We start from the raw sequence: 10,013 nt of genomic DNA, 5'->3' as shown, positions 1-10,013 counted from the left end.
CGTCGAGCGCGCCGGCCGCCAGCAGCCAGACCGTCGCCACCACCGTCAGCGTCGCCAGCCCGGCGCCGGCGCGCGGCACCCGCTGCCACGCCCAGCCGACCACCGGCGCCAGCACCGCCAGCCCCGCCGCGGCCCCGGGACCGCCGAGCCAGTTGGTGGCCGGCCACGGCGACAGGATCGCGTAGGGCACCGCGGCCACCGCGAAGACCAGCAGCAGGAAGAGCGCGATCACCTCGATGTGGATCTCGTCCGCGAAGACGCGAGCCAGGCGCGCCCGGTGCCAGTGCCACAGGCGCCAGGCGGCGACGCCGACCAGCAGCAGCACCGGGGCCCACCGCAGCAGCCCGTAGTCGCGGTCGATCAGCAGCCCGAGCGGCGCCCCGAAGATCCGGCCGATCGCGTCACCGGGCCCGTCGACGAACGTCGGCAGCGTCCAGCCGCTGGCCGGGGACCACGGCGTCGGGCCGCCGTACATCCGGTCCTGGACGGTGATGTAGACGACCGCCGAGAGCAGCAGCAGCTCGAGCGCCAGGAACCCGGCCAGGCCGCGGCGCCGCCGACGCATCCAGCGCGCCAGCGCTCCGGCGATCAGCAGCGCGACCGGCGCCAGCGGCAGCCACACCCACCACAGCAGCGCGCAGAGCAGCGCGCATGCCAGCGCCGCGCCGGTCCGCGGGTGGTCGCGGACGGCCAGCGCGGCGGCCACCGCGCCGGTGATCAGCAGCGCAGCGGGCCCTGTCGGGCCGATCTGGGTCGCGCCGAGCACGGCCGGGGGCGACACGGCGACCACCAGCACGCCACGGCTGGCCCAGGGCTCGGGCACGATCCGCCGCGCCAGCCCGAGCGCGATCGCGAACGCCAGCGCCAGCAGGGCGGCGCACCACAGCTGGGTCCCGAGCCGGCCGCCGATCCCGGTCTGGCGGCCGAGCCAGTACCCCGGGGCGAGCGCCGCGCCGGTCCCCAGGCCGCTCGGCTCGAGGAACCCGCCGGGCGCGATCGGGACCCCGCTGGGCGTGCCCGGCTCGACCCGCAGCGCGACGTTCGGCCGCAAGGCGCCGCCGGCGCCCTGGCCGGTGATCCCGCCCCAGTCGCGCCACGCCCGCGCCTGGTAGTCGTCGAGCAGGTCGACGTCGCCGTCGGTCACGATCGAGTGCGCGACCAGCAGCCGGTGGGCCTCGGTCGAGGAGAGCTCGCGGCCGGGCGCGGCGGGCAGCGCCAGTCCGGCCGCGTAGACCGCCAGCAGCGCCAACCAGACCACCGCCAGGCGCAGCGGAACGGGACGGGCGGCCGGCACCGGGGCAGCGTAGCGGCCGTCCTGGTCGACGCGAGCCGGCCGCGGGCCGCCGAGGCCGCTCCCGCGGGGCCGGGATCGTGGAACGCCGACGCGCCAGGCGGTCGGCCGGCGCGCCAGGTTCGGCGGCCGGTAACGGCTCGGCGACATCTGGCTTCAGCAGCCCTCCTACGGTCGTCCCCGCGCGTCGAACCCCCGGGGGCGTCCCTCCGTTCCCGCGACGCGCGGCCCCCACCCCTCACCGCACCAGCCGAGGTTCACCTTGCGCAAGAAGCTCACGGTCGGCGTGACCGCCGCCGTCGCCGCCCTCGCCGTCGGCGGCGTCGCCGTCGCCCAGATCGACAACGGCGTCCCCAACGCCCATCGCCGTGCCGGAAGCCCTGCCGACACGATCGCGGCCGGCTGGTCAGCCACCCGCCTCGTGACCGGCAAGAGCACGCTGGAGAACCCGGTCGGGCCGTACAAGACCTACGGCTACATCCGCGACGGCGGTCAGCAGGCCGACCACCTGGACACGAAGTCCGAGCCGGATCAGAACACCTACCTGGTGACCCAGTCCAACCCGGGCGGCCCGACCGCCGGCTACGACTACGGCCGCCACTTCCTGATCCAGGGCCACGAGGTCTTCTCGGCCGATCCGACCGCCACCCGCCACGGCTACCTGACGCGGATCAACCTCGACGTCCAGGACCCCGACCACCGGATCACGCTGCTCAACACGACCGACGGCACGACCGACGCGCAGGGGATCGCGAACACCGCGCTCTACTCGATCGACGGCTCGACCTACGACCCGTTCACCCAGGACCTGCTGTTCACCGCCGAGGCGGGTAACAAGGGCGGCGTCTTCAGCACGCCGCTGGCGTGGTCGTCGACCACCGCGCCGGCGCTGGTCGACCACTTCGGCTCGATCGGTCGCGGCGGCTACGAGGGGATCCACAACGACCGCCTCGGCAACCTGCTGATCATCGAGGACGTCGGTGGCTCGGGCGTGACCGACGGCGGTGCGGCGACGAAGGTCAAGCAGCCGAACTCGTTCGTCTACCGCTTCGTCCCGACCGCTGCGGGCGACCTCGACCACGGCAAGCTGCAGGCGCTGCAGTTCAGCGTCGCCGGCACGCCGATCACCTTCCACCCGGCGGCCTCCGACCCGACCGGCGCCCACGACGACGCCCTCGGCGCCGCGATCAAGACCCTGCACTCGGGGCAGACGGTCCAGGCCAAGTGGGTCACGATCCACGACACCGCGACCGACGGCACGACGAGCTTCGACGCCAACGCGCTCGCGAAGACCAAGGGCGGCACGCCGCTCAAGCGGCCGGAGAACGTGAAGTTCGTCCCCGGGACCGACTTCGGCTCGTTCGTCTTCACCGAGACCGGTGACACCGACCGCGCCGCCGGCCAGTACCCGGGCGCCGCCGAGCGGGCCGCCTGGGGCGCCCTGGTGCGGGTCGACATCCCGGTCGGCCAGGACAGCGGTAGCGGCCGCACGGTCGTGCTCGGCGACCCGGTGCACGCCGCGTTCGACAACGTGACCTTCCTCGACAAGGACACGCTGCTGGCCAGCGAGGACCGCGGCGACACGCTGCACGAGCAGCTCGACGCGCTCGACTCGCTGTGGGCGTTCGACCTGCGCAAGCCGATCGACCAGATCAACGGCGACGCCAAGCGGCTCGTCGCTCAGGGCCGCGACCCGGAGGCGCTGGCCGACGTCCAGCTGAAGGACGCCGGAACGCCGAACCACAACGACGGCGACAACGAGGTCACCGGCATCCACGTCTCCGACGGCGCGACGTCGACCACGGGCATCCTCGGCGCGGTCGATCCGGGAACCGGCCCCGGATTCCGGTTCTTCTTCACCGGCCAGCACGGCGCCAACAGCACCTACGAGCTGACGAGGCTGACGACGCCGGGCGGCCCGCAGGGTCCCGCGGGTCCGCAGGGTCCCAGCGGCGGCAAGGGCCCCGACGGCGCGCCGGGTCCCCAGGGGCCGGCCGGCCCCGCCGGCCCGAAGGGCAAGAGCGGCACGATCGTGTTCCGGAGCCTGTCCGCCAGCCGCTCGAAGGCGAAGGCCCGGGTCACGCTCCCGGTCGCCGGCAAGCTGACGACGACGATCTCGGCGAAGCTCGGCAAGAAGCGCCTGACGCTCGGGTCGCTGACGGTCAAGAAGGCGAAGAAGGGCACCGCCACCTACACCGTCCGCTTCAGCCGCAAGGCGCGGCGGGCGCTGGCCCACCGCCGGAGCGCGAAGGCCAGCGTGCAGCTGCGCTTCGTGCCGGCCGGCAGCACGGCCGCCGGCCGCTTCAGCACCACGAAGACGGTCCGGTTCTAGCGCCGGTGCCGACGCTCCCCGCATGAGGCGCTCCGGCGCCGCCCCGGTCATCGCCGCGATCCTGGTCGCGGCGCTGGCCGGGTGCGGCAGCGACGATGGCGCCACGACCACGACCGCCGCGCGGCCCCGCGCGGCGGTCGGTCCGTCGCTGGACCGGCTCGGCCTGGAGCGGGCACTCAGCAACGGCGTCCGCGCGGGGCTCTACCGCGTGGCGGTGATGAGCCAGCACTCCGACGACGCCAAGGACCTGGGTCAGCCGCTGCCGACCGGTGTCGTCGACGGGGTTCGCTGCGCTCCCGGCGGGGCCGGGGCGACCCGCTGCGTCGTGCGCTGGCGAACGGTCGATCGTGCGCGCCGGCGGACGGCCTACCGCGTGCGGCTGCGTCCGGGCGGCTGCTTCGTGGCGGCTGCCGACCCGGCACGGGACACGATCTACGACGCGACGATCCGCTCCTACGCGGAGGATCCGCTGAACGTGATCCAGACGGTCGGTCGGCGATGCTGATGCGCCGCGACCCCGGACGGAACGCGCGCGGCGCTCGCCGGTTCGCCGCCGCGGCGCTGCTCGCGACCCTCGTCCTCACCGGCTGCGGCGGCGGCGATCAGACCCGGACGACCTCGTCCGCCGTCGCGCCGGCGGCCGCCGGCGCCCAGAGCTACGACAAGCGCAGCCCGATCCCGGGCAACGTCGACCCGGTCACGCCGGCCGATCTGCGGCGCCCGATCGCGACCTACCGCCAGCACGTCCGCCGCCAGCTGACGGTGATGCGGGGAGACCTCCGCGCGCTGCGGCGGGCGGTCGCGGCGAGCGATCGCGCGGCCGCTCGAGCCGCCTGGCTGCGCGCCCAGTACCGCTACGAGACGATCGGCGCCGCCTACGGCGCGTTCGGGGCCCTCGACCAGGCCGTCAACGGCCGCGCCGGCGGGCTCCAGGGCGGCGTCCGCTCGGCCCGCTTCAGCGGGCTGCACCGGGTCGAGATGACCCTCTGGGGCGGGCGCCCGGTCCGTGCCGCGGCCGGGCAGGTGGCGCGGCTGGACGCCGCGGTCGCCCGCCTGCGGCGCCACGTCGGCACGGCCGAGATCGATCCGCTCGACTACGTCCTGCGCTCGCACGAGGTGCTCGAGGACACCCTCGCCCTGCAGCTCTCCGACCAGGCGAGCCCGTGGAGCGGGGCCGCCCTCAACGCGCTCGACGGCAACATCGCCGGCACCCGCCTGCTGCTGCGGACGATCGACGGCCTGGCCGGCCAGCGCGACCCGGTCGTCGTCCAGCAGTGCTGGCGCGCCATCGGCCGCCTGCAGCGGGCGCTCGACGGCGTTCGCCGCGGCGGACGGCTGCCGCGCTGGGACGCGCTCGGCCAGCGCGATCGCGAGCGGATCTCCGGCCTGACCGCGGCGGCGGCCGAGGCGCTGGCGTTCGTCCCCGAGCTGGTCGACCCGCGCCCGCCGCGCCCGCTCAAGCGCTCGATCGAGACCGGAGGACCCAGCCGATGAAGCGTCGCCAGTTCCTCGCCGCGGGGGCGCTGCTCGGCGCCGGCGCGGCCGTCGACCGGATCGCCGGCGGCAGCGCCACCGACGCCGCCGCGGCTCCGGCTCCGGCCCCGGACGGCTCGGGGCTGCGGTCGCGGATCCCGTTCGAGGGCACGCACCAGGCCGGGATCCTGACCCCGCGCCCGGCGCACGCGATCTTCGTCGCGCTCGACGCGATCACCGGCTCGCGCGCCGAGCTGGCCGACGGCCTGCGCGCGCTCTCGGAGCGCGCGCGGCTGCTGACGGCCAGCCACCATGCGCTGCTCGGGTCGCCGGGGGAGGGGCCCACGCCGGAGACCGGGATCCTCGGGCCGCTGGTGCCGCCCGACGCGCTGACGGTCACCGTCGGCTTCGGCGCATCGCTCTTCGACGGGCGCTTCGGGCTCGGCGACCGGCGGCCGACGGGGCTGACGGCGATGCCGGCCTTCCCCGACGACGACCTCGACCCGGCGGCCTGCCACGGCGACGTGCTGGTGCAGCTGTGCGCCAACAGCAGCGAGACCCTGCTCAACGCGCTCCGCGACCTGCTGCGCGCGACGCGGCCGGTGCTGGCGCCGCGCTGGAAGATCGAGGGCTTCCTGCCCGATCCGGCCCGCGAGTCGGGCGCCGGCCGCAACCTGCTGGGCTTCAAGGACGGGACCGCCAACCCCGACGTCGGCGACCGCGCCGAGATGGACCGCGTCGTCTGGACCGGTCGCGGCGACGGGCCCGCGTGGACGGTCGGCGGCACCTTCGCCGTGGTGCGCGTGATCCGCAACCGAGTCGAGTTCTGGGATCGCGTCTCGCGCGACGAGCAGGAGCTGATGATCGGCCGCGACAAGGCCCATGGCGCGCCGTTGGGGCGCCGCGGCGAGCAGGACGACCCCGACTACGGCAGCGACCCGAAGGGCAGGCGGATCCCGCTGGACGCCCACATCCGTCTGGCCCGCCCGCGGACGCCGGCGACCGAGCACCAGCGGATCCTCCGCCGTGGCTACAACTACTCGCGGGGGATCGACGCCGCGGGACAGCTCGACATGGGCCTGATCTTCGCGTCCTTCCAGCGCGACGTCGATCGCCAGTTCGCCGCGATCCAGCGCCGCCTGGCCGGCGAGCCGCTGATCGACTACGTCCGCCCGACCGGCGGCGGCTACTTCTTCCTGCCGCCCGGCGCCACCGACCCGCAGGACTGGGTCGGGTCGGGGCTGTTCGTCTAGGGAGGCTCCCGGCGCGAGGCCCGATAACGGGATCGTCACAGGCCGCTCACATCGCGGCCACAGGGGCGCGAGGGCGCCGAACTAGCGTGGACGTGCCAGGCGGGCGTCGCGGCGCCATCGGCCGTCGCGAGCCCGCCTCGTCGCCCTCCCTCAGCCCTCAGGAGCCGCCGTGCCCACGTCGTCGCCCTCATCGGACGCCCCGCGTCCGGAGTCCCTCGTCCCGGTCGACCCCGCGACCGGTCAGCACCCGCAGGCCGGCCGCACGCGCCGCTCGTTCATCCGCGGCGTCGCCGCCGCCGGCGCCAGCACCGCCGCCGCGGTCGCGCTCGACGGCGCCGGGATCACCGACCTGCTCGGCGACAGCGCCGTCGCGGCCGGCCCGCCGACCCCGTTCTCGGACTTCAAGGCCCTCGCGGCGTCGAGCGCCGACCAGGTCGAGGTCCCCGAGGGCTTCCGCGCCGACGTCCTGATCCAGTGGGGCGACGAGTTCCTCAACAGCGACGGCACGAAGCTGCGCTACGGCTTCAACAACGACTTCCTCGCCTTCCTGAAGCTCGACGGCAAGCCGGACGAGGGCCTGCTGTTCGTCAACCACGAGTACCCGGCGCCGTTCTTCCAGCACGGCAACAAGGGTCCGGGCGGCAAGACGGCCGAGCAGGTCGAGCTCGAGAAGGACTCGGTCGGCAACTCGATCGTCCACATCAAGCGAGTCGACGGGCTCTGGCAGGTCGTCTCGCCGTCGCCGTACAACCGCCGGATCACCGGCGGGGCGCCGGACTGCGCGTTCACCGGTCCGCTGCGCGGCACGATCCAGCAGAACGCCGACGGCACCCCGATCGAGATCGAGGCGACGGCGGCGGGCTCGCTGGCGAACTGCTCCGGCGGCATCACGCCGTGGGGCACGACCCTCTCCTGCGAGGAGAACTACGACGGCTACTGGAGCACGACGTCGTCGTTCGGCTACGGCTGGGCCAACGTGCCCGGCAACGACAAGTACAACGAGAAGACCTACGCCCACTACGGGTGGGTCGTCGAGCACGATCCCTACGACCCCTCGTCGACGCCCCGCAAGCACACCGCGCTCGGGCGCTTCCGGCACGAGAACACGGCGTTCCGCCACGTCGCCGGCAAGAAGTTCGTGCTCTACATGGGCGACGACAAGGCCGGCGAGGGCGTCTACAAGTTCGTCAGCGACCGCGAGTTCCTGCCCGGCCGCCGCAGCCACAACCTGCAGATCCTGGAGCAGGGCACGCTCTACATCGCGAAGTGGGCGCCCGAGGGGCGGCGGCGCTTCGCCACGGCCGCCGCGGGAGAGGCCGGCGGCAGCCCGGTGACGCCCGAGTCCGGCAGCGGCGAGTGGGTGAAGGTCGAGCAGAACGAGCTGGTCGACACCGCGGCGCTGCTGCGCAAGCGGATCGGCACGGCCGAGTACGACCTGCACTTCTCGACCAACCGGCCCGAGGACGTCGAGGTCGATGCCGACGGCACCGTCTACGTCTCGTTCACCAACAACTCGGGCAGCGGCGTCTGGGACTTCCACGGCTCGGTCCGCAAGCTGATCGAGGCCGGCAACGACCCGACCGCGCTGACGTTCACCTGGCAGGACTATGCCGAGGGCGGCCCGACCGGGCGCGCGGGCACCGGAGAGGGCGGGTTCTCCAGCTGCGACAACCTGGTCTTCGACTCGGCGAACAACCTGTGGGTCGTGACCGACATCTCGTCGTCGTCGCTGAAGGGCTCGATCAGCGAGAAGAAGTACTACACCTACCACGGCAACAACGCGGTCTTCATGATCCCGCGCTCCGGCCCCAACGCCGGCGTCGCGTTCCGGTTCGCGAACATGCCGATCGACGCCGAGGGCACCGGTCCGTACTTCGACGCCGACGAGTCGACGCTGTTCGTCAACGTCCAGCATCCGGGCGAGGTCACGCCGGACAAGCCGACCGCGGTCTACGGCGACGCCAGCACCTACACCAGCTGGTGGCCGGCGGGCAACAAGACGGCGGGGCTGAACCCCTCGCTGCCGCGCCCGGCGACGGTCGCGATCACGCGCGTCAAGCCGGGCACCGGCCCGGGCGACACGACGATCCCGCCGAGCCCGAAGCCCGAGGGACCGACCGGCAAGACCACGGTCGACGTGCCGGAGACGGTGACCCTGGCGACGCTGCTGTCGAAGGGCGTGAAGGCCAAGTACCGCGTCCGCGAGGCCGCCCGGATCGAGCTGATCCTGTACGTCCGGCTGCCGAAGGTCGGCCGCCTGAAGTCCCGGCTGCTGACGGTGGCGCGCGTGCGCAAGACGGTCAAGGCCGGTGCCGGCAGCGCGACCCTGCGCCCCGGAACGGTCGCCCGCGCCGCGCTCCGGACCCGCCGCGGACGGATCCTGCGCGCCCAGGTGCGGCTGATCGTGAAGCCGAGCGACGGAACCCCCCAGGTCGTGCGCCGCTCGGACGCGTTCAAGGTCCGCTGACCCGGACGCCGGCGCCGGATCGCGTGGCGGATCGGCCTCACCCTCGAGGCCGACCCGCCGCGCGCCGGCGGCCCTCACCCCGCCAGCGCCCGCGCGGTCTCGACCAGCAGCCGCACGCCCCAGCCGCTGGGGCCCTTGCGCAGGTAGGTTCGCGGCAGGTCGGCGGACATCGCGGCCATGTCGACGTGGGCCCAGGGGACGCCGCCGGCGAAGCGCTCGAGGAAGGCGGCGCCCTGGCTGGCGTGGGCCGGCCGGCCGCCGCTGTTGGTCAGGTCGGCGGCGGTGCTCTTCAGCAGGTCGCGGTGCTCGTCCTCGAGCGGCAGCGGCCAGACGCGCTCGCCGGTCCGCTCGCCCGCCCCGCGGACGGTGTCGAGCCAGTCCTCGTCGTGGCCCAGCAGCCCGGCGTGGGAGTTGCCCAGGGCGACCGTCACGCCGCCGGTCAGGGTCGCGACGTCGACCAGCCGCTCGGCGCCGAGCGCGAGCGCGTGGGTGATCGCGTCGGCCAGCACCAGCCGGCCCTCGGCGTCGGTGTTGACGACCTCGACCGACGTCCCGTTGGCGGCCACGAAGACGTCGCCCGGCTTCATCGCGGCGCCGCCGACCAGGTTCTCGGTCGCCCCGATCACCGCCACCACGCGGACCGGCAGCCGCAGCCGGGCGATCGCGGCGATCGCCTGCAGGACCGCCGCCCCGCCCGACATGTCGAGCTTCATCTTCGTCATGCCCGCCGGCGTCTTCAGCGAGTAGCCGCCGGTGTCGTAGGTGACGGCCTTGCCGACCAGGCCCAGCAGCGGGCCGTTGGCGGTCGCCGGCTCGTAGCGGGCGACGATCAGGGCCGGCGGCTCGACGCTGCCCAGCCCGACGGCGGCGAACAGGCCCATCCCTCGCGCGCGCAGCGCCGCCTCGCCGACCTCGACCCGCACCGTCAGGCCCTCGACGTCCTCGGCCAGCGCCAGCGCCTCGGTCGCCAGCGCGCGCGGGGTCAGCAGGTTCGCCGGCAGCTGCTGCAGCCGCCGCGCGGCGTTCTGCGCCCGGGCGACGACGACCGCCGCGTCGATCTCGCCCGCGGTCGCCTCGGTCGGGACCGCCCCCTCCGGCCCGCTGATCCGCACCGTCTCGGCGACCGCCTCGGCCGCCGGCTCGTCGTCGCGCTCGACCGCCGGCGACGGCCGGACGGCGCGGGCCCGCTCCGGCAGC

At 74.6% G+C, this 10,013-nt stretch carries 6 protein-coding genes and 1 pseudogene; 5 read left to right on the top strand and 2 right to left on the bottom strand.

Annotated elements, in window-relative coordinates; all coding sequences use genetic code 11:
- Positions 1-1,294 (bottom strand): annotated as a pseudogene (locus PAI11_RS06605) (hypothetical protein); the annotation flags it as partial.
- A gap of 259 nt (positions 1,295-1,553) precedes the next feature.
- Between PAI11_RS06605 and PAI11_RS06600 the strand changes: the two are divergent.
- The 5 genes from PAI11_RS06600 (at position 1,554) to PAI11_RS06580 (ending at position 8,816) form a co-directional block, all read left to right on the top strand.
- Positions 1,554-3,623 (top strand): collagen-like triple helix repeat-containing protein, encoded by a 2,070-nt coding sequence (locus tag PAI11_RS06600; RefSeq protein WP_007572174.1) that lies wholly within the window; start codon positions 1,554-1,556, stop codon positions 3,621-3,623.
- A 22-nt stretch (positions 3,624-3,645) separates the two neighbouring features.
- A complete protein-coding gene (locus PAI11_RS06595) occupies positions 3,646-4,128 on the top strand; it encodes a hypothetical protein (RefSeq protein WP_007572171.1) in 483 nt (160 codons plus the stop codon).
- Positions 4,122-5,117, top strand: a complete 996-nt coding sequence (locus PAI11_RS06590; RefSeq protein WP_007572169.1) for an EfeM/EfeO family lipoprotein — start codon at positions 4,122-4,124, stop codon at positions 5,115-5,117. The genes PAI11_RS06595 and PAI11_RS06590 overlap by 7 nt, the downstream gene beginning before the upstream one ends.
- On the top strand, positions 5,114-6,349 hold the full coding sequence (gene efeB / locus PAI11_RS06585) for an iron uptake transporter deferrochelatase/peroxidase subunit (RefSeq protein WP_007572167.1): 1,236 nt from the start codon (positions 5,114-5,116) through the stop codon (positions 6,347-6,349). The genes PAI11_RS06590 and efeB overlap by 4 nt, the downstream gene beginning before the upstream one ends.
- 169 nt (positions 6,350-6,518) lie before the next feature.
- On the top strand, positions 6,519-8,816 hold the full coding sequence (locus tag PAI11_RS06580; protein WP_007572165.1) for a PhoX family protein: 2,298 nt from the start codon (positions 6,519-6,521) through the stop codon (positions 8,814-8,816).
- Between the two features lie 74 nt (positions 8,817-8,890).
- Here PAI11_RS06580 and PAI11_RS06575 read toward each other — a convergent pair.
- On the bottom strand, positions 8,891-10,013 hold a 1,123-nt coding region (locus PAI11_RS06575; protein WP_050897145.1), incomplete at its 5' end, for a M17 family metallopeptidase.

The organism is Patulibacter medicamentivorans (genome assembly GCF_000240225.1).
GTDB lineage: Bacteria > Actinomycetota > Thermoleophilia > Solirubrobacterales > Solirubrobacteraceae > Patulibacter > Patulibacter medicamentivorans.
The sequence above is the reverse complement of the archived record's forward strand: the minus strand, read 5'-3'. Positions and strand labels throughout refer to the sequence as shown.